Consider the following 24,503-nt stretch of genomic DNA (forward strand, 5'->3'; position numbering starts at 1 on the left):
CCTGGGAACACGCTTTTCTGGAGGCTCCGCCTCGCGTGGAGACACGGCAAGTGGCGGAGCCACGACTGCATTGCGTTCCCAGGCAGGAGCCTGGGAACGAGGGTAAAGCCACATGTAGCGGAACGCGCCAAGCGTTTCGTGCCGCGAAGCCGCGTGTGACCGAAAGCCTTGTCGGCTTTCGCGACGGGGATCAGCGGAATTTGAGCACGACCAACTGTTGCAAAATCGAGGAAAGCGTTCCTTCGCGACTGCCGAACGTACCGCTGCGTCCGCGGCCGTCGGTGAACCAGATCGCGGCGTTTGCCAATTCGCACGTCTCCCCGTCGGACTCGAATTGAAACGGCGCACCGAGCGGGTCGAGTGTCTCGCGGACCGGCAGGTTGACCCTCGCCAAATCGTCCAGGCTTGCGGGGTATTGGCCGAACGTCAACTTGTAGGTCGCCACCGCGGCGGCCGTCCGGGCGTGCCGGCGTTCGTTTGCGACGCGCGTGTAGACGGTCGCAATGTAGTCATTCGATTGCCCCGGGCTGTAGTACTGATGGTACCCGGGAATCTGCAGGGCCAGGTCCAACGCGGAACGCGATTCGCGACGGAACTTCTCTTGCAGTTTCATCACACGTTTGATCGCACCGAATGTTCCGATCCCGCCGACACGTGAGAATTCGTGGTTGCGATCGAGCCATGCGATGCGACGACTCGGGGCGAACGTTGTCGGCATCCAATCGCGTCGCCACGTCTCGACGATTTCGCCACGCAGCAACCAAGGGATCTGCGCCAGTGTGGTCGAGCGGATGCGGTCTTGCCACGCCTGATTCAAATCCGGTGACGTTTCGACCAGTTGAACGATTTCACCCAATTCGGATTCACTCCAAATCCCGGTGGCGATCGACTGGCTGACCAATGGAAGAATGCGGAGCGAGTCCTGATTGGTCGGTCGGATCTCCAATGCGTGAAAGATTCGGAACGCTTCCATCGCCCGATCGGTCTGCTTGGCGCGAACCGCGTCCCTAAATTCCGCTCGCAGCATTTCGGGCAAGCCACGGATGGAGATCAGCCCGCTGGAATAGTGGTTGGGATTTCCGAATTCATCAGCGTGCCCAATCGAGGCCTCGTTCAGTTTGAGCTGTTTGGCCATGTCCAGCAAAGGCGCCGCTTGGGTCAGATAGCCGTCCAGATACTTGTCGATCGGGTGCTCTTCATCCAGGTTTTCAAACAAGTCTTCCTGTTCGTTCAGCAATTCAAACAGGAGGTGGTATTGGTCGTTGAGCGCGTTGATCGCGGACGACAGCTCCCGGTAGGAATGGGTGTGCTCCTTGCTCGTTCGAGCCGTGTCGCCGGCGGCCAGGGCAAGCGGTGCATCGATCAGTTCCGACGGAAACGACCGTTCAAGCATCGGCCGGACCTGTGCCGCTCCGGACTGCCAGGTCGCAGCCGCCGAGACGCAGAACAACAGCAACGCGACCGGCGGAACGATCGCCAATGCGATCATCGTTCGGTCTCGAAAGGTTTTTGCGGAAGCGCTCATGGTTGTGTCCTGATCTGTAGTTCAACGTATTCCCAGTCGCGGCCCCAGAGCTGCCCGTAACCGTTGACAGCCCCAAGGGTCATCGTTGCGATCGCCGGCATGGAGCGTAGTTCATCGCCATAATGACTCGCCTGGAACACGCCCCCGGATTGATGAAGTTGGTGGAGTTTGACACGCCAACCGATGTCGTCACTATGGTTCGCTGCGGCCTCGATCCCTTCCAGCATGGCGGTGACCAACGAATCGTAGAGCCTGGGTTCAATCCAGCCGACCAGCCCTGGAGGTTGATACTCCAGTGCCGCCAGATTGTGATTCAGATAGCGTCCCCTGTCGTCCTGGAACTTGTGTTGCCACGTCACCACCACCGCGCGGCGACGTGCGGCGGCTCGACTGGCGGGGGTTCCGATGGCCGATACAGCGGCCTGCACGGCATCATCGTCACCACGATCGACCGGTACGTCGCGTTGCAGCGTATCGATCAACAGCACTTCCAAACGATCCGCGACTTCCTGGTCCATGAGCAGGCTGCTGCGACGCAGGGCGGGAAGCAGCGTTGCCGATGCGTCCAGCCAGGCAGCCAATTCGGTCCACGCTTGATCGTCTTGGATCTGTCGCCATTGGATACGTGCCCGCATCAGGTTGCCATGCCAGCGGGTGTACTCCCACGGACCGACATGTGCGATCACCTCACCGGAGGCCCTGGATTGCAGCGGCTGGACGGTTTCCAGCGGATCGAGGTCGTACCGGCCCCAGGAGTCGTCGAGCTCTTGCATCTTGTCCCGGAAGGGATCGTACCGACTCATTTCGTCGTCCGCCAATCCCGTCATCGGCAACCAGACTGACGGGGCACTCCCGACGGATTCTTGTCGGGCTTCACGGAGCAATTCGGACCGCAGCGTTGCATCCATGGCGGGGACCGAGAGCACCTGGGCGACGGCAAAACCGATCGGCAGCAACACGATCACCCCGACCACGCCGCCGCCGGCGACGAAGGTCCACGGTCGGTCCGTTGTGTCCATGTATCGCCGCATCATCACGCACGTCGCCACCATCGGAGCGAGCCCGCAGAGGATCAACCCGTAGATCGGGAATCCCAATGAGATGCAGGCAAACACCAGCCAGCCGACCACAACCAACGAAAGGATCGGGGCCAGGATGACCGACAAAATCAGCGTGCGGACAACTTGGCTGACCCACTGAGAGATCGAATAGATCCAAACGACGATCATCAGCATCGTCACCAGCGACGGCAATCCCGCGGCGAAATCGGAGACCGCGTCCCGATGAACGACCGTCAGATTCCAAAGTCCATACAGCAACAACGAACAGCAAAGAATGGCGATCGGCACCGCGTGCAATGCGAGGTGCGTCTTGGTGGGAGAGACGCCGCGGTCGGCCAAAAAACGCACCCGCTCGGATGCCCCGTCGTGCTTGAACACGCTGACCCCCAACCAGCAAACGGCCAAGGGGGCCAGCGGCAACAGCCAAAACAATAACCCCGTGATGCCGCGGTACCGATCCACCGCCGCAAGTTGAATGGCCGCGAGGAAGCTGATCAGCAGCATGCCGACCAACACCAGCAACATGCCCCGGGCCGAGCAAATCGATTGCCAAATGATCGGCGCGACCTGGGTGCCGAAGGTCGGCGGGATCGCTTCATTCGTTTCCCGCGCCGGGGAATGCGTCGAGACGTCCAACAGCGGCGTCACCGTGGGGGCATCCGCTGCGCCGAGCGTGCCGATCGCCGCCCGGTAGGTCAGCGGCGTCACGATCGCAATCCCCAACAGCGTGAACCCAAAGTTGATCCAATCCAGTTGTCCCGCCTGCAGCGAACGGCCGACATACTCCGAAACCAACGATGTCGCGATCAACGGCGAGAACGCCAAGGGGATCAACGCGATCAACGAATAAAATTGGTTCTTGATCCGCCAGGCGACAAAAAAGCCCGCCACCAAGACGAACAACGAATGGGAGATCCAGACCGGATAGCTGAACGGGTTGCCGGAATAGCCGGTCGTACCGCCGATCGTCCAGTACGATGTCTCGCGTCGTCCAAGGCCAAACGTCGTGATGACCAGCAGCGCAAACAGCCACATCACGGCCAGACCCGCCATCGCAACCATTAATTTGGTCGTCGCGATCCGCTTGGCCGAGATCGGCAGCAAGGCCAGCCAATCGATGGTCCGTTGCGACCGCTCCTGGCCGACCAGCAACGGTCCCGCCCCGGTCGCGAACAGACCCGGAAAGACCAGCATCGTCACTTCGTGGGGCAACCGAAAACCGACGTGACCCCCCGTCACGGCACCCAGCATGGCGTTGATCACGATGATCAATAACGAGACGATCGCCAGCAGGGCAACCAGCGGTGCAAGTTGACGCGTTTCCTTCCACCAGAACCAGGCGGTCGACGAAGCTTCACGCCGCGTCGTTGTCAGTGCAGAAAGTGTTGCTTCGGTGGTCATGTCAAGAAAAGTCGTTGGTGTGCAGATCTCAGCGAGGGGGAGGCCCGGACGCTTGCGCGTGCCGGCTGATCTCAACCATCCGATCAGATGGCCGCACTCATCGCCGGTGCCGGACGGTCGGTCGTGCAGGCGACGAAGATCTCCTCCAACGTCGCCACCCGCGTCCGGACCTCCGTCACGCCAGGTGTGTCGCGAAGCCCATGAACCATTTCGGGCGTTAAATGCCGGACGAACCATTGACGCGAACGCCCCGAGGTTTCCTCGGTCAACACTTCGGCCGGATCCGGAGGCGGTGCGATCGATCGCAGCGGATCGTCGACGTCAAGGACCACTTCATGAATCGATTCGCGGATCTCCGCCAGCGGGCCGTGCAAGCGGATCCGGCCGCGATGCAGAATCGCGATCGTGTCGGCAACCCGTTCGACTTCGCTGATCTGATGACTGGACAGGAACACCGTTCGTCCCGTCGCCGCGCGGTCGATCATCGATTCGAGAAAGTTGCGACGCACCTTGGGATCTAAACCACTGGTCGGTTCGTCCAGAATCAACACCGACGGGTCGTGGGCCAACGCGAGCGACAGTGCAACTTTCGCCCGCTGACCTTTGGAAAGGTGACGGATCTTCTGTTCGGGGCGGATGTCATAGCGTCGAATCGCTGCTTCGTAGTTCGGCAAAAACGAGGCGTCGTAGAACGATGCGGTGAAACCGCCGATCTGGGCGACCGACATCCAATCGTACAGCGCCGGTGCGTCGGAGACGTAGCCGATTTGACGCCGCACGCCCTGCGGGTCGCGTAGCGGGTTGATCCCGCACACCGAACACGAACCACTGGTCGGTTTCTGGAACCCGGTCAAGATCCGAATCATCGTCGTCTTTCCCGCACCGTTTTCGCCCAACAGCGCGAACACCGTTCCTGGCCGGATTTCCAAGCTGACACCCATCAACGCGTCGCAACGACGGAAGTGCATCGTCAGGGCGTCGGTCGTGATCACGGGTTCCATCGCACTTTGACTCCGCTCGTCTTGAAGGTCGTTTGTTGCTGTTTCGTTACTCATCTTTGACGCCCCCGTTCTCCCCCGGATCGGTCGACGTCACCAAGACCGCCGGCTCGGTGTCGCTCAGCTCGCGAAGGTGGTCCTCCACGAACGTCTTGATCTGCTTTTTCGAAAGCCCCGCGTGCCAGGCTTCCGACAAAACCGATCCGATCCGCTCGTTCAACACCGTCTCGCGCTCGCTGCGACAGATCTCCACCGCGCCGTCGCGAACGACCATGCCGCGGCCGCGAAGTGTTTCGATCACCCCGTCGGCTTGCAGTTGATTGAAAGCCCGGGCGACCGTGTTGGGATTGAGCGCGACTTGGTTGCTGAGCGCGCGGACGCTCGGCAACAATTGCCCCGGGCGGATCGTGCCCGCGGCAACGGCGAACTTGACCTGCCGGACAAGCTGCAAATAGATCGCAACGTCGCTTTGAACGTCGATCGAAAAAAACATGGCTGGACCTGTGGCAAGGAACCAGTGGGTTAGTGTGCTATTTAAATAGTACGGTGGTGCGAGTCCGCTGTCAATCACATTCTTTTTTCGTCGTGGCTGCCCTGATGATGCCGGCGGGCGTCAACCACCATTAGGCTTTGTCCCGCAACCCGTAGCGGAAGCCGCCAAGGTTTTCGTCTCGCAGCAGTCCACACGGGAAAAGCCGAAATTCTTGGCGAATTCCGCTACCACATATGACCCAGTTACCGAAGTCCGAATCAAGCACTCGACAACTGCGGATACTGACTCCAATCTTCCTGATCACTTTCCAAAACTGCCATCGCGATGCCTGAAGGACACAAGACACATTTCTATGCCCGAGAGCACACCGGCTGGTTTTCCGGCCAACCGCTGAGGGTGACCAGTCCGCAAGGCCGGTTCCGCCGCGACGCGCGCAAGGTTTCCGGAATTGTGTTTGATCATTGCGAGGCGGTCGGCAAACACCTGTTTTATCACTTCGAAAACGATCGAATGATTCATGTCCATCTCGGCCGCTATGGGAAATACCGAGCGCACGATGCGCCGCCTCCGCCGGCGGTCGGACTGGTCCGCATGCGGCTGGTGGGGCCGGCGAAAACGCTCGATCTAAACGGACCAACGACGTGCCGTGTCATCGACAGGCAGACCCGCGAGGAAGTGGTCGGCAAACTGGGCCCCGACCCGCTGGCCGGTGGTTCATCGGCCCGCAAGAAAGCGATGGTTTGGGAAAAGATCCGAAGCAGCAAGAAGCCGATCGGCGCGTTGCTGTTGGATCAGTCGGTGATTGCCGGCGTCGGGAATATCTTTCGCGCCGAGTTGTTCTTCGAGACCTTGCTTGATCCGAGGACTGCCGGTACCGCAATCGATGAGGTGACGTTCGATGTGCTTTGGCAGTCCCTGATCAAGATGATGCGGAAGGGTTTGAAGTACGGGAAGATCGTGACGGTCACGGCCAAGGAAGCCGGCGCGCCGCTTTCCAAACTCGAAGGTCGCGATCGGTTTCGGGTGTATGGCAAAGCGACCTGCCCGCGATGCCAACATTCGATCGAAACCATCGAAATCGCGGCACGGAATCTGTATTGGTGCCCGCGGTGCCAAGCGAACACGACGGTGGGATAACCGCGCCGAATCCAAGGGCAAGGATTCAGCAACCGTTGGTGTCTAGCCTTTAGGCGATTCCGGTCGCTGCTCGGGAGGTGAAATGTATTGCTGATTCATTTCGATATCGTCTCGCAATGAAACGAGTCTAAAACCCTTGCCTGGAAACATTGTCTTGTTCGCAATGGCAGGGAAATTGGTCAGCAATGATTTTCACGATCCTAATGGCGACAGGCGACCGCCCGGAAGGGCCGTCGTACTCGGAGCACCGTCGCTACACCGGGCGGATGCGATGGACTTGGCCGCTGCGGAAGTGTCGGCGGGTTCCATCGACGATCAACTCCAGTGATCCGTCGTCGGCGATTCCGGTGCAGTGCCCGGTGATCAGTTCGCGGCTCTGCCTGAGCGACAGTTCATTGCCGGCGAGCGCACAACGCATTCGGTATTGCTGGATCAGTGCGGCCGGATCGTCGGCGATCTCGTCAAGCATTTCGGCGAGTGACTCCGCGTGGGCGCTCAACAGCGCTTCGCGACCGACGTGTCGCGTGGTGATTTCGGCGATCGACGCCGGCGGGGTGGCGTGCGGGGTATTCAGATCGGGTTTGCCGTTCAGGTTCAACCCGACGCCGATCACCAACCGCCGATCGATCGAGGCGGCCGTTTCGATCAGGATGCCGCCGAGTTTAAAAAGTGCCGGCGCGGCGGCAGGCTCGGGTGAGCGCAGGACGCAGATGTCGTTGGGCCATTTCAGCGCGACGCGGCAGGGGGCGCAGGCGAATTCGATGGCACGTGCGACGGCGACGCCGACGGCCGGGGACAAGACGGCGGCACAGTGCTGGGCCAGGTCAAAGTCCACGGCCAGTGAAAACGTCAACGCGTCTTCTTTGCTGACCCAGGCGTTGCCGTGCCGCCCGCGGCCGGCGGTCTGGCGATCAGCCAGGTAGAGCCGCGGCAACAAACCTTCGTCGATCTGTCCGGATTGCAGGTCGGCCAGCGCGTCGCTGTTGGTCGACGCGGTGCTCTGGCGATAAACCGCCGACGCGATCACTCCGTCCCTGATCAGTTCACCGAGCGTGTGCCTTAAGCCGGGGGTGACGTCGGGGTCACAGTTCAAAACGGCATCCAAAGTCCGAGCGACATCCAAGTAACGAGTGCAAACAAAAATAGCAATCCGATGGCGACGAGCTGCCAGTGCAGCGGTGTGTCTCGGGAACGCAGCGGTGTGCCGAATTCCCGCTCGACGAAATCGTCGTAGTCGAAATCGTCGTCTTCGTCGTTGTCGTAACTCATCCGAGTCTTCGATTGATGGGATCAGCTTCCAGCGTGTCAAACCGTGGCGGCAGGCTGGCAGCCTATCCCACATCGGTTAGACGAACAATCCGAGCGGCCCGGCGGTGGAGCCGGCGGAGAAGAAGCTGCGGATGTTGGGGATCACGTCGACCAGATCCTGATTGTTGCCGACGCCGAACCACATCGCCAGATCGGCGGCGAATTCGTCGACCGAGGTGGTCGGGATCAGCCGTCCCCGGCCGAGGTTCAGGCTGCCGGCAAACGAATCGACGGGGTTGAGCAAGTCGGTCGGGTATTTGCCGAACAGTTTCCCGCCGTCGACGCTGCCGCCGGCGACGATCTGGTTACCACCCCAGGCGTGGTCGCTGCCCTGGCCGTTGGAGCCCAGGGTTCGGGCAAAGTCCGAGGCGGTGAACAGGGCGACATCGTTTTGAATGCCCAGTTCGACGGTGGCGTCATAGAACGAACGGATCGCGCGGCTGACTTCGGCCAGATTGGTTTGTTGGGCCCCGATCAAGCCGCTGTGATTGTCCCAGCCGCCGTTGGTGACGAAAAAGATCTGACGCGTCTGGCCCAGGGCCTGCCGGGCTCCGATCACCTTGGCAACCATCTTGAGCTGATTGCTGGGGTTCTCGTTGGCAAACGGTGTGTCGATCGTTACCGCATCGGTGGCGTCGTTGAATTGCAGTGCGGCTTCGGCCGAGTTGCGGTTGGTTTCGGCGAATGATTTTGCGATCAGATCGTTGTAGGTCTGGTCCAGGATGTTGTTGATGGCCCGTGAATTCATCCGGTCCTGCCGTCCCAGGCTTCCCGCGTACCCGTTCACCTTGGTGGCACCGCCGGTTCCGATGGCGTAAGGAATCACATCCGAACCGGTTTGGAACAGGTTCATTCCGTTGACCGAGATGTTCATCGAGACGGTCGGGTTCGAGTTGGTGCTTTGCAGCAGATCGGCCATCCGACCGCCCCATCCGGTGATCTGGCTGCGTGATTGGGGAAACCCGGTCTGCCAGTGGCGTTGTAGGTCGGCATGAGAAAACAACCCGAGCGGAAGCCCGGCGCGGGCGTTGTATTGTGCCCGCGTGGTCGGTTCGACCAGCGATCCGACGTTGGCGACGAAGCTCAATTTCCCGGTGTTGTACAGCCCGGCCACACCGGTGGTGGACGGGTCGGGCAGCGGATCGGGCTGGGGATCGTCATAGGCTTGGGAGGCCATTCCGGGGTGCAGCCCAAAGTTTCTTGAATCGGGGCCGAGGATCGGAACCAGCGTGCTTTGGTCCAGTGCCAGGCCGCCGGGGTTGTTCTCCGGGTCGTGGATCCCGCCGCGCACGCTGACGTAGTTTCCGTATTCGCCGCTGGTCGCCGTGCCGTCATAGGGCGCGAGCATGTTGTAGGAATCATTGCCGCCGAGCAGGAACAGGCAAACGATCGCCTTGTATCCGGTCGGATTGGTTTCGGCCGCCATCAGCGACTTGGTCGCCTGTAAATTCAACAGCGTTGCCATCAACGACGTGTTTGTCATCAGGCCGCATCCGCCGGCAGCTTGGAGCAGCGCGCGACGCGAATTGAAGACCGATTCGTTGCGGGGAAGAGTCATGGCAATGGATCCGGAAGAGCAGAAAAGTGTTCGAAAGGCTCCGAGTCAACTCTCTCGAAGCGGCAACGCGGCGATTGGACCGCACCCGGGCTACTGTTCCACCGCACAGTCGGGCGACAACAACACGGCGTTGAGCATCACTTCCACGCGTTGGGTGCTGGAGGCCTGCGGTTCGCTAAGGATGGCGTTCTTGATCCCGGTCTTGGTTGCTTCGCTCATCGAACCGTTGCACAGCCAGAGATCGAAACGCCTCAGGATCTCATCCAAGTTGTCCAGGTCGCGGGCCAATTCCAGTTCCGGTTCCAAGTGGAACGTGATCCGGCAACTGCCCTTTCGCATCCCGTACTGCACGTAACGGTTGTAAGTCCAGCTTCGTAACCGGTTGAGCGTCTTGTTGGCGGTCACGCCGTTGAGGATCTGGAACTCCGGCGCGAACAGTGAGTCGTACGGGTTTCGCCGCGTCGGTGTGTAGCCGATCAAGTCGCCCGGGGGTTGGAAGTCGGGGAGGTAGAAATTGAACACGCTGGGCGATCGGAACGCCATCTGCCCGATCTCGTCACCGACGTTTCGTGAAAGCATCATGTAGCCGGCCGCGTAGTTGGTCGTCGGTCGCATCGCGCGGATCAGCGACGTCAGGCGGAGAATCGGTTCGCGCAGACGGCTGTACTCCGTGCCGCGGGTGATCACATCGACTCGCAACGGATTCCGACGCCTGACCGGACGTTGGCCACGATACAGTTCCGGGTCCGTCAAGATCGCTTTGACGACCGACCGCAGATCGCCGCGAACTCCGCTGCCGTTGTCATTAAAAATCCGTGTCACTCGACGCAGGTAGGCTCGCGACGGATTGGATTTGACCAACCGTTGGATCAGCAAGCGACAAATGAACGGCGCCACGTTGGGGTGATCGGCGATCGCGTCCAGCCCCGCGCCGATTTCGGCTTTCACATCGTCTTGCGTCAACGTCGTCGGAAGCGGCGGCAGTACCGTGCCGAAGACCGTCTTGCTGGCCGGGGCGTTCGGGTCTTCGGAGTAATTCAGGTTGTTGTCGTGCTCGGGGACATGAATCTGCATCGGCTCGCCGAAGTTGCGCGGCACGTAGAAGTCGTTCCTCGAGTAGTGCTTGTACTTGAATCCCGTGAACAGTCGCCCCAGTTCTTTGATCTGTTCATTGTCGTAGGTGGGAATCAAATTGCCGTTCTCGTCCGTCTTTAAGCGGCCGTCCTGGTGCAGCTGATACAGACCGATCGAAAAGAGCTGCATGATTTCACGCGCATAGTTTTCGTCGGGAAACCGGCCGGCGGAAAGGTTGGCTTTGCGATTGCCTCGGGAACTGAGCCAGTCTCCCATGCAGGGATGGTACGTGACGTCTTCCAACAGCTCGCGGTATGTTCCATCGATCCCCTCGGACAGCATGTCGTAATAGTTGGACATCCCCAACCAATCCACGATCGTCGTCTGGCCTCCGCCGATCGATCGCCGGTCGTCGTTGTTGAATCCCGTTCCCGAGTCGCCGATCACAAAGATCTGTGACAGCGCCCAAGCGACGCGTTGGCGAAGTTGATCTTCGCCGGTCAGCGCGATGTGCCACCATGCCTGGTACCGATACAACGAAACGCCGATCCCCTGCGTGTCCGGCTGGTTCCCGTCGACGTGAATGATGTCCAACGCCACGTCCTGGTGTGACGTCGGCGGCAGCGCGAATTGCTGGTCGATCCATTGCGACGTCGCGCGTTTGTAACCGACTTCGCTGATCCGGCGGGCGAGCGAATCGATCGACTCCTGGGTCGGGCCGAACGTCGCCTTGGAAAGAAATTGCGCCGCGCGAATCTTGGCCTTCGTCAGTCGGATCGCGCGGGCGCTGCTGACCGGGAACTCCCCGGCCTGAAGTGCCGCGGTGTCGAGTCCTGAGAAGCCGATCACGGCAAGGACAAACAACACCCCTCGAAATCGATCGCATCGCGTTCGCATGACCACCACCACCTACGAGTCGGCGGGAAGGCACGCCGGCCGCCGATAAGGGAAAGACGAGACAGGAGATGAGTCTGGCCGGACGCCGAAAATGTCCGCTTCGGCGGCGACAAGGTGTTCGAAGTTAGCGACAACGAAGTCCCGATGCAAAGCGCAACGACGGCCAGCGACTCCTTAACTGGCAAATAATTCGCCACGCTCCCCCCTTGAGGACTGCTCGGGCCACCGTCTTGTATCGGTCCGTATCCGCGGCCCGCTCCGACGGGCCGGCTCACGGTTCCAAATTAGCCCCGTCGTCTGGCAGCGGCCAGTTTGACGTAGCAACGCTCGCCGGAGCATGGAAAATACAGGGGATCCTATTTCGGCGACGGTGCCACCATTTGGTCGGCAGTTCGCCTCGTTTCCTGTACAACGAATGCTGACGCTTCAGCCGAGGACGAGCGCCGGTCGAACGTCACTTCCAGAAGCCAGCGACTGTATCCAACTGCCCTCCTATCCGAACGAGACGATTGAACACGCCTCCACCTGACAGAGTTTCGACTGGCACAATCAGCAGCGATCCGCTGATCGATCGTTTCGGTCGTGTCCACCGCAGTCTGCGAATGAGCGTGACCGACCGCTGCAACCTGCGCTGTTTTTATTGCATGCCGGAAGTCGGTGCCGAGTTCGCGCCGCGGGAGACGTTGCTGACGTTTGAAGAGATCGTGCGGATCGCCGCTCTGTTGGTCTCGCGTTGCGGCATCGGAGACATTCGTTTGACCGGTGGTGAACCGCTGGTGCGGAAGGACTTACCTAAGCTGGTCGCCATGCTTTCCGCGATCGGAGACTTGAAAGACTTGTCGTTGACGACCAACGGGATGTTGTTGGAACAGTTCGCCGGTCCGCTGCGTCGCGCGGGACTGAAGCGATTGAACATCAGTATCGACACGCTGGACGAAGCGAACTTTCAAAAGGTCTCGCGGCGAAGCGGGATCGATCAGGTCGTCCGCGGGATCGACGCCGCGATCGCGACCGGGTTCGAGACGATCAAGTTGAACACGACCGCGGTCAAAGGGGTCACCGAAACCGAGATCGTTTCGCTGGTAAAGTTCGCCATCGAGCGAAACGTTCAAATACGCTTCATCGAATTCATGCCGCTGGACACCGACCGATCTTGGCGGACCGAAAATGTGCTCAGCGGAAACATGATTCGCGACATCATCGAACGGGAATTCGGACCGATGAATCCGGTGCCGCCGCCAGTCGCCTCGCAGCCGGCAACCGATTTTCAGCTTGCCGGGGGACAGCCGATCGGATTGATTCAATCGGTGACCGAGCCGTTTTGTGATGCATGCGACCGAATTCGTTTAACCGCGGACGGCGCGATTCGAAACTGCCTGTTTTCCCAACACGAGTTTCCGATTCGCGACCTGGTGCGAAGCGGGGCCAGTGACGACGAATTGATCGATCAGTTCAAAGCGGCGGTTTCGGCCAAAGCGGCCGGCCACGGGATCGATGACGGCAGCTTTTCGCCTCCGCAGCGCCCGATGTATTCGATCGGTGGGTAAGGCCGTTTTCTCCGCCCCGGGTACGATGGCCTTTCCGGGCCGTCGTCCGTGGGACTCGGTGCGACGACCTAGAAAGGACGTCGTACATCCACGCCACTTGTTTTTGGCACCTGCCCCTTTTCCGCTGTTGCGAGGAATCTGTCGCGCCACTCTGTTAGCCGGCTGATCGAAAGACTAAATTACCGGCCATGAACAATCTATTTGAATTAAAAAGCGATGTCGCGGCGGTGATTGGCGGAACCGGCGAACTGGGCGGGCTGATGGCAGAGGCACTCGGTTCGGCGGGTGCGAAGGTCGCCGTGATCGGTCGCAACGCCGAGCGTGGTGAAGCGCGAGCCAAGAAGATCACCGACGCCGGCGGCGAGGCAAAGTTTTTTACCGCCGACGGGTTGAGTGCCGAGTCACTGGATGCCGCCCGCGTCGCAATCGCCGACTGGGCCGGCGGCCCGACGTCGGTGTTGGTCAACGCGGCCGGTGGAAACCGTCCCGAGGCGACGATTCCGCCGGGCGGGGATTTCTGCAAGTTGCCGCTGGACGCGTGGCGCGACGTGTTTGACCTGAACCTGGTCGGCGGTGCGTTGTTGCCCAGCCAAGTGTTTGGCCAAGACATGATCGACGCCGGCGTGGGCAGCATCATCAACATCGCTTCGATGAGCGGCATCATCCCACTTTCTCGCGTCGTGGCTTATTCGGCCGCCAAAAGCGCGGTGATCAACCTGACGATGTGGCTGGCCCGCGAATGGGCGACCACGGGCGTTCGGGTCAACGCGATCAGCCCCGGATTCTTTCCCGCCGAACAGAACCGCAAGTTGCTGTTCAACGACGACGGCAGCTACACCGAGCGCGGCGGTCAGATCATCGGACACACGCCCATGGGCCGCTTCGGCAAACCGGAAGAGTTGGCCGGTGCAACGATCTGGCTGGCCAGCCGAAAAGCGTCTTCCTTTGTGACCGGCCAAAACATCGCGATCGATGGCGGATTCGCATCGGTCACCATCTGACAACCGCCGTGGGATAGGCTTCCAGCCTGTCAAACAACACCGCCGACAGGCTGGAAGCCTATCCCACTTTTCCCCAATCACTTCGTCGCCAAACGAGACCCTCGGAAATGATCGAACTTCGCAATAATGCCAAGTATGCCCTCGTCATCCCCACCAGCATGGGCACGCGACTGACGCCCGTCGACCACCAGCCGTTTCACTGCAGTGACACGTTCAAGATGCAAGCGACCAGCGCCGAATCGAACGTCGGCAGCGTGTCGTCGTTTCTGGGGTTGCCGGTCAAGATTCTGACCGCGTTCGTCAAAGACAGCCCGGTCGCACGTTTCATCAAAGATGACTTGGCGCGGCGACACATGGATTACGAAGGACCGGAATTCGAACAATCCACGCCCTGGGGCGTCCGCCACCAGATCAACATGGCCGACAGCGGCTGGGGATCGCGCGGACCGCGTGTCCAGAACGATCGCGCCGGCGAAGTCGGGCGTCTGCTGAACGTCAAAGATTTCGATCTGGATCGAATCTTTCGTGACGAAGGTGCCAAGATCGTCCACATGTCCGGATTGATCGCGGCGTTGTCCGAAGACACCAGCCAGTTCTGTCTGGAGGTCGCCCGTGCCGCTAAAAAGCATGGCGCACGCATCTCGTTCGACCTCAACCACCGCGCATCTTTCTGGGTCGGACGCGAAGAAGAACTGTCGGCCGCCTTTAAAGAGATCGCCAGCCTGTCGGACATCCTGATCGGAAACGAAGAGGATTTCCAACTGTGCCTGGACATCCAAGGGCCCGAGGCCGGCGGCAAAGACATCGCGGCAAAAATCGAAGGCTTCAAAGAAATGATTCGCCGCGTGAAGAAGGAGTACGCCGACACGACCCTGTTCGCCACCACGCTGCGAGAAGTGGAAAGCGCGAACTCGCACATGTGGGGCGCGATCGTCTCGCATGGTGAAGAATACATGGTCGTCGAGCCGCGTCAGATCGGCGTGCTCGATCGGATCGGCGGTGGTGACGGTTTCGTCGGCGGCTTGCTGTACGGCGTGCTCAACGGCTGGGATGTCGAAAAGAGCACCCAGTTCGGCTGGGCCACCGGCGCGCTCGCCGCGACCATGCTGACCGATTACGGCCAACCGGCCGATGAAGATCAGGTGTGGAGCATCTGGCAAGGCAACGCCCGCGTCAAACGCTAGTCGGACGGCGCAGCTTGGTTTTGGGGGCGTGGACGAGGCGTTTCTCAGGGTACGATGGCCCTTCCGGGCCGTCGCCCGTGGGGCTCGCTGCGCGACGACCTCCAATGGACGTTGTATGTGCCGGGGAACGATTGTGCCAATCGTTGGGGGAGCAGTTGGGACAACAGCTCTACACTGGGAGCAGTTGGGACAACGGCTCTACACTGGGAGCAGTTGGGACAACGGCTCTACATTTGCCACTCCCGGATCGCGTCGCTCGGCCACACGAGCATGATGATGTTCAGCAACAGACTGTCTCGAATCGTTGCTAGCAAAACGGCTTCGACGACGACCAACAGGGCCAGGCTGGAATACCATCTCAATCGCGATGCGATCATGTACCCGGCCAGGCACGCCAGCAGATCCGCGACGCTGTTGGCAATCGAATCGCCGTAATAGTCCAGCGAAATGGTCGCCTGGCGATAACGTTCGATGATCATCGGCGTGTTCTCCAGGATCTCCCAACCCGCTTCGACCAGGGCTGCCGAAATCACGCGAGCGCGATCGGTCAGCCAGTGTCGCAGCGGCCACAACACGGCAAAGAACAGGATGCCGTGCAGAACGTGGGTGAAAAAGTAGGGATCGATCAGGTGCTGGGAGTTGTGCCGGGAATTAATTTCTCCAGACCAGGGTGAATACCCCCCGCACTCGCACCACGGCGTGCGTCCCATCCGCCACAATACGAACGCCATCGATGTCGCGATCAGGGTCAGCGTTGCGAACAGGCGCAGTTTTGCGATCAGACTCGGGGCCGACACCGCCTCTCTGGCCGTCACCTTATGTGGCGATTGGTCAGCCGGCGGTGGTTTGCGTCGCGTTTGAGCGTCTGGCATCAACAGGAATCCGAAGGCGAGGAAGGGCCGCAATGGCGTCAGGCCGAACCCGCTTGCGACCTCGGTGTTGGTTGACCGACCGGTCAAGGTAACCCGAACGTTCTCTTCTCTTTTCTGATCGGCAGAAACATGAATCTTATCCCATTGTTTTTCTTGCTGGTCGCTGCCGGCGCGGTGGCGGGTTGTGGTTCCAGCGAACCCGTGGTCATCCAGCCCGAGACCTACCAAATGACCGAGCAGGAACAGGCGAATCGCCAGCGTGCCCAAAAGGCGTTGGCTGAACAACGTCAGTGATTCTTCGTCCGTTCTCCATCGATCATGGGTCAGGTATCCGAAATGGGATTCGATGCTCGCAAACCCCGCGCGTTCACGTTGGTCGAGTTGCTGGTCGTGATTGCGATTATCGGGATCTTGGTCGGTCTGTTGTTGCCTGCGGTCCAAGCGGCCCGCGAAGCGGCGCGGCGAATGAGTTGCAGCAACAACTTCAAACAGATCGGTCTGGCCGTTCACAACTACCATTCCGCCTACAAGCAGCTGCCGACTCACATGAGCGGCACGCGTCGATTGCCACCTACCGGAAGCTGGTTCAGCGAGTACGGTGACGATTGCAACATGATGATGCTCAGCACGTTCGTCGGTCTGACGCCGTACTTCGAGCAACAGGCAATTTGGAATCAGATCAGCAATCCGAATTCGGTCGACCTGACCACTCCCGGCGTGGCTCGGATTCCCCCGTGGCCTGCGATGGGGCCGACGCCGACCGAAGAACCCAACAGCGTGGTGATCGTCAATTCCAGCAACAATGCTTACCCGCCCTGGATGACGGAGATCCCGACGCTTCGATGCCCGAGTGATCCCGGCGTCGGTTTACCGGCGATGGGACGCAGCAATTACGCGGCCTGCTTGGGGGATGGACTGCACTACACCGATAACGGGCCGTATTGGTACAACTTGCGGGGGTTTCCGAAAATCCAGATCCATACCGCATCCAATCTCGATCTGCTCGCTGCCGGGCGAGGCATGTTTGTGCCGCGGGTGGCAAAGAAGTTTCGTGATGTGCTGGACGGGTTGTCCAACACCATCATGTTCGGCGAGATCGCGACCGACCTGGGCGACCGAGACATCCGAACGCTCGCCCACAGCTTCGCACCCGGCACCTTCAGCGGTCTGCGCAACAACCCGACCGTGTGTCGTGGCGACATCGACCCGGATCGCCCGCGATTCTGGGATCCGTCGCTGACCGACATCCTGGCCGCCAACCAGGGACGCGGGTTCCGCTGGGCCAGCGGGCTGCAACCCTACACGGCGATCAACACGATCCTGCCGCCCAATCAAGAAACCTGCATGTCGCTCGAGGACACCACACCCGGTGTGCTGTCGGCGAGCAGTCGACACCAGGGCGGTGTCCATCTGTTGATGGGCGATGGCGCCGTGGTTTTCATCACCGACTCGATCGAGGCGGGTGATCCGACCCGAGGGACGGTGCTGGACGGGGGGAGTGGAAATCGCAGCCCCGGATCGAAAAGCCCGTATGGGTTGTGGGGGGCGTTGGGAACACGGGCCAACGGCGAGGTCATCCAGCAGCAACTCAATCAATGAGGGCGTTCCGACGCCGATTGCATGATCACAGTGATTCGAACCGGGCCCGCAGCGATGCCGGCCCGTTTTTTGTGCTTCGGATCCTGCATTCCGTCCGGTCTGGGGCGACCCGATGGCCTATCATTGACAGTTAACAACCGGTTCATCCCTGCCAAGCATGTCGCCACCATGGCCGATCAGACCGAAACGAGTCGCTTTCGACGCAAGAAAAAACGACGAAAGCCGAGGCCGGGGGACCCGATTGAAATGCCCTTGTGGCTGTTCTATCCGTTGCTGTTGATCAGCGTTGCCGGGGCATTGTTCATGTTTCGCCGGGGCGATTCGGTCACGGCCATCACCATCGTCATCACGGCGCTGGCCGGCTGGGGCGGCTTCAAAATGGGATTCGGCCGGATCGCGGCATCCGTCGTCGCGCTGGTCGTCGCGGTCGCCTATGCCCCTGCGATGGGCATGCAGTACCAGGATGCGTTCGCCCAGAAATTCGGAACCAGCGGGTTGACCAACCGCTTTCTCTGCATCGCTGCGATCGGGGTGCTGATCTCGTTGGTGACCACGATCTTGATCACGATCATCGGCAATCGCATCTTTTTAAAGCGTCGCAAATTCAGGTGGGCCAATCATTTCGCCGGTTTTGCCGTCGGCTTGGCCGAGGGGGTGGTGATTTGTTACTTCCTGCTGGGCGGATTGATCAGTCTGCAGATGTGGCAACGTGGTGACGACATCCGCGAAAACGCCGTCGCGATGGCAGTCGATGAGTGGGCCTCCCGCACTCGGCAAAGCCGGCTCGGTCCCTTCATTCGAGATAACAATCCGTTCGAACGATTCGAGCTGCTTTCCGGAGTCGAGGAAGCTCACCAGACGATGCGTCGTTTGGGAGACCCGCAGAACATTCAACGGGTGCTGGATAACCCGGGCATCGCCGAAATGCGATCCGATCCTGCGATTGCCACCGCGATCGATGAGATTCGCAACGATCCGGCACTCAATCAGTGGATCCGGCAGGGACGACCGGTGGATCCACAATTGGTGCGGCACTTGATGGACAGCCCCGCGGTGATGCGTTTGGTCGATCACCCCGATTTCATCCCCCAGGCACGCCAAGTGATCAAGGATCTTGCACAAACGGGATCACGTAAGGACCTTCGGGAATGACCGCGACGCGTTTGCACTCGCTGGCATCGATCGACGCCCGTATCGTCGCTTCCAGATCGTCGCTGATCCTCACCCCGGTGAGCGCTTTGGATTCCGGCGGAAGCGCCGAGTAGAGATAGACGTTGCCTTGCCGCGTGGCTTTGGTCTGCATCTGGGTTTGCCATTCATCGATGTCCGCAAACGGTTTGTCCCGGATCGATTGCAAGAAACCCTCGGGGCCCAAACGTGTCAGCACCGCTTGGGCTGCGGCGTAGTCGCCGGACCCCAAGCCTTCGCTGCACTGGGACGCGATGATCAAATTGCCGCCGCGCTGCAGAATCTCGATCGCCCCGACCATTCCTTTGACAGTTTGATAATACGTCTTGTCCAATGGATAACCCGCGGCACTGGTGATCACGGTTGGGAAACGTCGCGGCACGGCGACGCGGCAATACCGCTCGATGAACGAGACCGCTTCCTGATGGCTTGCCGTGATCTCGCCGAAATTGACCATCGACAGATTTCGATGCTCGTCAATGACCGTGTTGAGCGCGTAAGCCCCGCCGATCCGTTCGACAATCTCCAGCTGCTCTTCATGCAGCGGGTTGCGATGCAAGTTGCAATTGGTCGCGGCGGGATTCGACATGAACTGATGATTGTGAAACGTCCGAATCGTATCGGCGTGGGCCAACCCGGGCGCGATCACTTTGCGGCCTCCCGAATACCCGGCCATGAAATGCGGTTCGACCAAACCGGTCGCGATCCGCACGTCGGCCTGGACGAACCGCCGATCGATCTTGATCGGTGTTTGCCGCGTCGTCGTCTCGCCCAAATCGACGTGGTCTTCGTCACAGAGCGCCTCGTGATTGACGACGCTGACGTTTTCGAGAACCCAGCGGTCGCCGATCAACTCGGCAAGCTCATCGCCGAGATTCGGGCGATGTAATCCCGTCGCGACCAGCACGGTGATTTGCTCCAGCGGCACGCCGGCCGAGGCAAGCGTCTCGATCATCGGCCGCAGGAACAGGTGATTGGGGACCGGACGCGTGATGTCACAGATCGCGATGCACGCGCTCGATGCCCCTTGGGCGATCTGTTGCAATCCCGCCGGAGTTCCGGAGGTCGGGGAGTGCCCCAAGGCTTGTCGCACAGCGGCGACCGGGTCGGCCAGTCGGGGCATTTCCGGTTTGCCGATCAGCGTCACCTCGGCGTCATCGGGCAACGCCACACGGATTCCGCTGCGGCCGTAGAGCAAGGAAACTTGCATTGAATTGGCAGACTTTTGAATCGAGTCAATAGGAAACTGTCGCCGCAAGGCCAAAGGTATCCGAGACTCTCCCCCGTTCCAAGGCTCCGCCTTGGAGCGCGATGTCGGTGTGGCTCCGCCACACGTCGCCGATCTTCCGGACGCGGAGCCTGGGCTGCGCAAAGTGCCCGCTCTTTCATGCGTTGTGCCGGATAAGACTTTGGTCGTTACGCTTCCCGCTGGAATTTCCGTGGGAACGCTGCGGGTTGGCCATACCAAGCGGGGTGGGCGCCCGCTTTGACAGCCAGCAAGACGGCTTTGCCGTGCAGATGCTCGGGGCCGTGGGTGTAATCCCATTCCAAACGTTCTTCGTAGCGCAAGATCCGCAGTGCGGATTCCTCCTCCACGGCCCAGCGGGCCAGTTGATTGGGGGCGAAATAGTTGATCACCGCGTCTGCGGTTTCGCTTTTCGGGGCATCGCTTTCCGATCCCGGGCGTCGATCGCTGCCGGGATCTTCGGTCGAATGGACTTCCACATACATGACGCCGCCTTCGCGAAGCCCGGCGGTCATGCGTTTCCAGACCATCCGGGCGTCGTCGGCGGGGATGTGATCCAAGACGGTTGTCGCGCAGATGGCGTCGAAGACACCCTGCGGGATCTCGTGTTCACAAACGTTCGCCACGCAGGTTTCCACCCGTCCGCCGACACCGGCGGTTTCGGCCCGTTGTCGGATCCGCTCGGCCCCGCGGGGGCTCAAGTCGACCGCCGTGACGTGAAATCCCGCCCGGGCAAGCGCCAGCGTGTCCCGACCCGCGCCGGCACCCAAGTCGAGCGCGCGGCCGCCGCAGTCCACTTGTTCTAAAAACGCAGCCAACGGCGCTGACGGGACGTCTCCGTAAGCGATGTCGTCACGATCGTAGGGTTCGAAAAATGGGTCGGTGGGGGCTGACATCTAGAATCCGATCGTTGTTTTTTCGCGTTCAGCGGTCAAGATCGCTCGATCCCGGGCGAATCGTACAAGAATCGCATGCCGCACAGGCTGGACTGCCGTGTGGGCAGGGCCACGTCAACGTCACCACACGCGCCAGAGCGTGGCGACGTTGGATCGGCGAATCGACGACGATTCATGTACAAGTTGACGCTGTCCAGCTAGGTTGGATCATAGCGCGTCGTCCAGCAGTTGTACCAGAAGTGCCTCCCCCCAAAGATCCGATGAAACAGTTTTTCGTCTCTGTCGCCAAGTGGAGTTGGTTCGGGCTGTTGGTGCTGGTCGCGTTCGGATACATGGCGTCGGGGTTGTCCGAGTCGACGGACGAACACCGTTCAAGTGAAAACGACGCCCGCCAGGTTCGCTTGCCGGCCCAGCAGGTGACTGCGGAAGATCTGTCGGCGGATGATTCATTGCAAGAGGGGGCATTGCAAGAGGATTCGATCCGGCCCGTCATCCAAGCGGTCAATGCGGCCCGCGACGCACAGCTCGGCGATCTCGGATTGGCCAGTGCCGATCCGTCCGATTGGATGACCAGGTGCCGCAGAATCTCGTTGGCCCTGGTCGGCAGCGGCGTGTCGTTGGAGGAGATCCGTGCGCTCGAACAGTTGCCCGAAGACCGACGCGCGACGACTCACGTGGACAACCTGCTGCGTGACCCGCGTTTTCACGACTACTGGGCGGAACGCTGGACCCGGTACTTGGTCGGCGCCGATGAGGGGCCGTTTGTCGTCTACCGCAGGCGTCGTTTCCGTCACTGGTTGTCCGATCAGCTTGCCGCCAATCGTCGCTACGACCAGATCGTTCGCAACCTGATCACCGCGGAAGGGTTGTGGACGGATCGACCGGAAGTCAACTTCTTGACCGTGACGTTTGACAGCAACGATGGCAATCCGGATCCGATTCGCTTGGCTGCCCGGACCAGCCGGGCGTTCCTGGGATTGCGAATCGATTGTTTGCAGTGCCACCACGATTTTCTTGGAAACGTCAACTTGGGCGACCCCGAACAGACCCGTGAAGGTCGGCAGCAGGACTTTCACCAGTTGGCAGCTTTCTACAGCAGCGCCAAGACCAATGGATTGCAAGGCGTTCGCACCGGACAAGCCGAGTACAAGTACCAGTATCTGGATGAAGACGAAGAGGTCGACGTGACGCCGGCGGTACCCTACGCGGCGGAGTTGTTGCCCGTGGAAGGTGACGCACGCTCGCGATTGGCGACCTGGGTGACCCATGCCGACAACCGCCAGTTCGCTCGTGCGGCGGTCGTCCGATTCTGGGCCTTGATGTTCGGACGCTCGCCGACCGAGGCGGTCGATAACCTGCCCCTGGACGAACCGTTGCCGCCGATGTTGGAACCGATCATCGATGACTTTGTGCAGCACCGCAACGTCAGGCGAACCATCCGAATCATCGCCGGAAGCGATGCCTTTGGTGCGTCAAGTCGCGCGTCGTTTGACATCACTCCGCAACACGAAGATCACCACGCGGTGTTTCCGTTGACGCGATTGCGTGCCGAACAGGTGGCCGGCGCGATCGTCCAGGCGTCCAAGATCAAATCCATCACCCGCGATTCGTCCCTGTTGGTGCAACTGATTCGATTCGGTTCGATCAACGACTTTTTACAGCGATACGGTGACCTGGGGGAAAATGAATTCGCCAAGGACGGCATCACGATCCCGCAGCGGTTGCTGATGATCAATGGAAAAATGTTACGTGAAGCCGGTGAACTGAATCCGGTCTTGAACGCGACCGGACACATCAACCTGTTCGCAGGCGACGACGCGCGAGCGATCGAGACGATGTACCTGTGTCTGCTGAACCGTTATCCCGAGAACGAAGAACGAGACCATTTCGTAAACCAACTGTCCGAACGCCCCAATCGTGGTGAAGCCCTCGAAGACCTTTATTGGACGCTCGCCAATAGTACCGAATTTACCTGGAATCATTGAGTGGTTAGAAGATGATCGGTGGATGGGTGTACGACGTCCTTTCGAGGTCGTCGCGCTGAGCCCCACGGGCGACGGCCCGGAAGGGCCATCGTACATAAGAGAAAGCATCGCCTTAAGCTGAACGGTCCCTAAAGGCTAAACACCAACATGCGCTGACTTCAACCCAATAAGATTTCCGCCTTTCCGAACGATCTCATGAATCACAACGAACTCCTCTGTGACCCCTACGCCCACCTCTCGCGGCGAACGTTGTTGGGAGCCGGCGCCGGCGGGTCGATGCTTTCGGCGATCGCCAACCAACTCGCCTGGGCCGACGCGAGCGGGGAAACCGAAGCGTCACGGCCGAAGAACGTCATTTTGCTTTGGCTCGAAGGCGGGCCGAGTCAATTGGAGACCTTTGATCCGCACCCCGGAACGACCATCGGTGGCGAGGTGGGCGCGATCGCGACGAGTGTCCCTGATCTGAAGATCGCCGATACTTTGCCACGGGTCGCCGAGAAGATGCACTTGGGGTCGCTGATCCGCAGTGTGACCAGCAAAGAAGGCGACCACCAACGCGCGATCTACAACATCAAAAGCGGTTACCGTCCCGACCCGACGCTCGTGCACCCGTCGATCGGTTCGATCCTGTGTCACGAGTTTCCCGAACCGTTGGATATCCCGCGACACATCTCGATCCTGCCCCAGAACGCTCCGGCGCGCGGTGGATACCTGGGGCCGATCTACGATGCCTTCAAAGTCGGCGATCCGCAGAATCCCGTGCCCGATCTCAAGTCCCCGATCGCCGACGATCGGTTCGATCGCAGAATGAAGGATCTGCAATGGTTGGAAGACCGATTCCGTCGACAACGCCTGAGAGACATGGACGAAAATCGAACCCTGCACCAGGCGTCCACCGATGCGGCCCTCCGCATGATGTCCAGCGAGCAGGTCGATGCGTTTGATGTTTCCAGTGAATCCAAGCGGACGCGGGAACGGTTCGGCGACACACCGTTCGGACGTGGCTGTCTTGCGGCGACGCGATTGATCGCCGCCGGAGTTCGTTGCGTGGAGGTCACACTGGGCGGATGGGATTCGCACATCACCAACCATTCGCTGCAATCGGCGCGCTGCGAGATCCTGGATGCCGCCTTGGCTGCCCTGTTGGACCGACTGGTCGAGCAGGAGTTGCTGGAAACCACGTTGGTCGTTTGCGGCGGCGAATTCGGACGCACGCCACAAATCAATCCCGCCGAAGGACGCGATCACTGGCCGCACGGGTTTTCGACCTTCCTGGCCGGGTGCGGCATTCGCAAGGGCGGCGTTTACGGAGCGACCGCGGCCGATCCCAAGCTGGACCCCGACAAGCCGTTGGCGGATGTCGCCAATCCGATCACGATCGGGGACCTGCACGCGACGATCCTGTCATCGCTGGGCGTTCCCTATCATGAAGAAAGACAAACGCCGATCGGCCGCCCGCTGCGAATCAGCGAAGGCGAACCGATCGGCGACGTGTTGGCGTAGCGGAAGCCGCCAAGGCTTTCGGCCCCCGTG

General features: G+C 60.3%; 20 protein-coding genes. 9 read left to right on the forward strand and 11 right to left on the reverse strand.

All coding sequences use genetic code 11. The features are described 5' to 3' along the window. Window positions 1-190 precede the first annotated feature (190 nt). The 4 genes from Mal15_RS21960 to Mal15_RS21975 all read right to left on the reverse strand — a co-directional run bounded on the left by Mal15_RS21960 (window position 191) and on the right by Mal15_RS21975 (window position 5,478). The gene (locus Mal15_RS21960) at window positions 191-1,525 is read right to left on the reverse strand and encodes a hypothetical protein (protein WP_147869732.1); all 1,335 of its coding nucleotides are present in this window, start codon (window positions 1,523-1,525) and stop codon (window positions 191-193) included. Beyond that, window positions 1,522-3,987 carry an ABC transporter permease gene (locus Mal15_RS21965; RefSeq protein WP_147869733.1) on the reverse strand — a complete coding sequence of 822 codons (2,466 nt, stop codon included), beginning with the start codon at window positions 3,985-3,987 and terminating at the stop codon, window positions 1,522-1,524. The genes Mal15_RS21960 and Mal15_RS21965 overlap by 4 nt, the downstream gene beginning before the upstream one ends. Window positions 3,988-4,070: 83 nt before the next feature. Then, on the reverse strand, window positions 4,071-4,988 hold the full coding sequence (locus Mal15_RS21970; protein ID WP_147872330.1) for an ABC transporter ATP-binding protein: 918 nt from the start codon (window positions 4,986-4,988) through the stop codon (window positions 4,071-4,073). Window positions 4,989-5,034: 46 nt separating this feature from the next. Then, window positions 5,035-5,478 (reverse strand): GntR family transcriptional regulator, encoded by a 444-nt coding sequence (locus Mal15_RS21975; protein WP_147869734.1) that lies wholly within the window; start codon window positions 5,476-5,478, stop codon window positions 5,035-5,037. A 324-nt stretch (window positions 5,479-5,802) separates the two neighbouring features. Here Mal15_RS21975 and Mal15_RS21980 point away from each other — a divergent pair, with 324 nt between their 5' ends. Further along, entirely contained in the window at window positions 5,803-6,615 is an 813-nt protein-coding gene (locus Mal15_RS21980; RefSeq protein ID WP_147869735.1) for an Fpg/Nei family DNA glycosylase, read from the forward strand. Between the two features lie 253 nt (window positions 6,616-6,868). Here Mal15_RS21980 and Mal15_RS21985 read toward each other — a convergent pair whose 3' ends face one another. From Mal15_RS21985 to Mal15_RS21995, 4 genes are all read right to left on the reverse strand, one after another. Continuing rightward, entirely contained in the window at window positions 6,869-7,708 is an 840-nt protein-coding gene (locus Mal15_RS21985) for a biotin--[acetyl-CoA-carboxylase] ligase (RefSeq protein ID WP_167546979.1), read from the reverse strand. Beyond that, on the reverse strand, window positions 7,705-7,884 hold the full coding sequence (locus tag Mal15_RS34185) for a hypothetical protein (RefSeq protein WP_167546980.1): 180 nt from the start codon (window positions 7,882-7,884) through the stop codon (window positions 7,705-7,707). Before Mal15_RS34185 ends, Mal15_RS21985 begins: the two co-directional genes overlap by 4 nt. Before the next feature lie 76 nt (window positions 7,885-7,960). Next, window positions 7,961-9,481, reverse strand: coding sequence for a DUF1501 domain-containing protein (locus Mal15_RS21990; RefSeq protein WP_147869737.1), 1,521 nt, complete (start codon window positions 9,479-9,481; stop codon window positions 7,961-7,963). 90 nt (window positions 9,482-9,571) lie between these two features. Further along, window positions 9,572-11,422: a DUF1800 family protein gene (locus Mal15_RS21995; protein ID WP_233902952.1), complete on the reverse strand. Its 1,851-nt coding sequence runs from the start codon at window positions 11,420-11,422 to the stop codon at window positions 9,572-9,574. Window positions 11,423-11,961: 539 nt separating this feature from the next. Here Mal15_RS21995 and moaA point away from each other — a divergent pair. The 3 genes from moaA to Mal15_RS22010 all read left to right on the forward strand — a co-directional run bounded on the left by moaA (window position 11,962) and on the right by Mal15_RS22010 (window position 15,184). Then, complete coding sequence (gene moaA, locus Mal15_RS22000) at window positions 11,962-12,999, forward strand: GTP 3',8-cyclase MoaA (RefSeq protein WP_233902953.1); 1,038 nt, start codon at window positions 11,962-11,964, stop codon at window positions 12,997-12,999. Between the two features lie 188 nt (window positions 13,000-13,187). Beyond that, the gene (locus Mal15_RS22005; protein WP_147869739.1) at window positions 13,188-14,000 is read left to right on the forward strand and encodes an SDR family oxidoreductase; all 813 of its coding nucleotides are present in this window, start codon (window positions 13,188-13,190) and stop codon (window positions 13,998-14,000) included. 107 nt (window positions 14,001-14,107) lie between these two features. Beyond that, window positions 14,108-15,184, forward strand: a complete 1,077-nt coding sequence (locus Mal15_RS22010; protein ID WP_147869740.1) for a sugar kinase — start codon at window positions 14,108-14,110, stop codon at window positions 15,182-15,184. Between the two features lie 227 nt (window positions 15,185-15,411). Here the strand turns inward: Mal15_RS22010 and Mal15_RS22015 are convergent, their stop codons facing one another. After that, window positions 15,412-16,056, reverse strand: a complete 645-nt coding sequence (locus Mal15_RS22015; RefSeq protein ID WP_233902954.1) for a DUF2585 family protein — start codon at window positions 16,054-16,056, stop codon at window positions 15,412-15,414. Window positions 16,057-16,185: 129 nt separating this feature from the next. Here Mal15_RS22015 and Mal15_RS34190 point away from each other — a divergent pair, with 129 nt between their 5' ends. The 3 genes from Mal15_RS34190 to Mal15_RS22025 all read left to right on the forward strand — a co-directional run bounded on the left by Mal15_RS34190 (window position 16,186) and on the right by Mal15_RS22025 (window position 18,807). Then, a complete protein-coding gene (locus tag Mal15_RS34190) occupies window positions 16,186-16,350 on the forward strand; it encodes a hypothetical protein (RefSeq protein WP_167546981.1) in 165 nt (54 codons plus the stop codon). 24 nt (window positions 16,351-16,374) lie between these two features. Continuing rightward, window positions 16,375-17,655, forward strand: a complete 1,281-nt coding sequence (locus Mal15_RS22020) for a DUF1559 domain-containing protein (RefSeq protein ID WP_233902955.1) — start codon at window positions 16,375-16,377, stop codon at window positions 17,653-17,655. A gap of 123 nt (window positions 17,656-17,778) precedes the next feature. Then, the gene (locus Mal15_RS22025; RefSeq protein ID WP_167546982.1) at window positions 17,779-18,807 is read left to right on the forward strand and encodes a CvpA family protein; all 1,029 of its coding nucleotides are present in this window, start codon (window positions 17,779-17,781) and stop codon (window positions 18,805-18,807) included. Here the strand turns inward: Mal15_RS22025 and larA are convergent. Together larA and Mal15_RS22035 are read right to left on the reverse strand one after the other, a co-directional pair. Further along, entirely contained in the window at window positions 18,761-20,053 is a 1,293-nt protein-coding gene (larA, locus tag Mal15_RS22030) for a nickel-dependent lactate racemase (RefSeq protein ID WP_147869743.1), read from the reverse strand. The genes Mal15_RS22025 and larA overlap by 47 nt on opposite strands. Before the next feature lie 206 nt (window positions 20,054-20,259). Beyond that, a complete protein-coding gene (locus tag Mal15_RS22035) occupies window positions 20,260-20,985 on the reverse strand; it encodes a class I SAM-dependent methyltransferase (protein WP_147869744.1) in 726 nt (241 codons plus the stop codon). A gap of 260 nt (window positions 20,986-21,245) precedes the next feature. On the opposite strand from Mal15_RS22035, the gene Mal15_RS22040 reads away from it, so the two are divergent. After that, entirely contained in the window at window positions 21,246-22,970 is a 1,725-nt protein-coding gene (locus Mal15_RS22040) for a DUF1549 domain-containing protein (RefSeq protein ID WP_167546983.1), read from the forward strand. 195 nt (window positions 22,971-23,165) lie between these two features. Then, window positions 23,166-24,473 (forward strand): DUF1501 domain-containing protein, encoded by a 1,308-nt coding sequence (locus tag Mal15_RS22045; protein ID WP_147869746.1) that lies wholly within the window; start codon window positions 23,166-23,168, stop codon window positions 24,471-24,473. Window positions 24,474-24,503: the final 30 nt, after the last annotated feature.

Origin of the sequence: Stieleria maiorica (genome assembly GCF_008035925.1) — a bacterium.
Classification (GTDB): Bacteria; Planctomycetota; Planctomycetia; order Pirellulales; family Pirellulaceae; genus Stieleria; species Stieleria maiorica.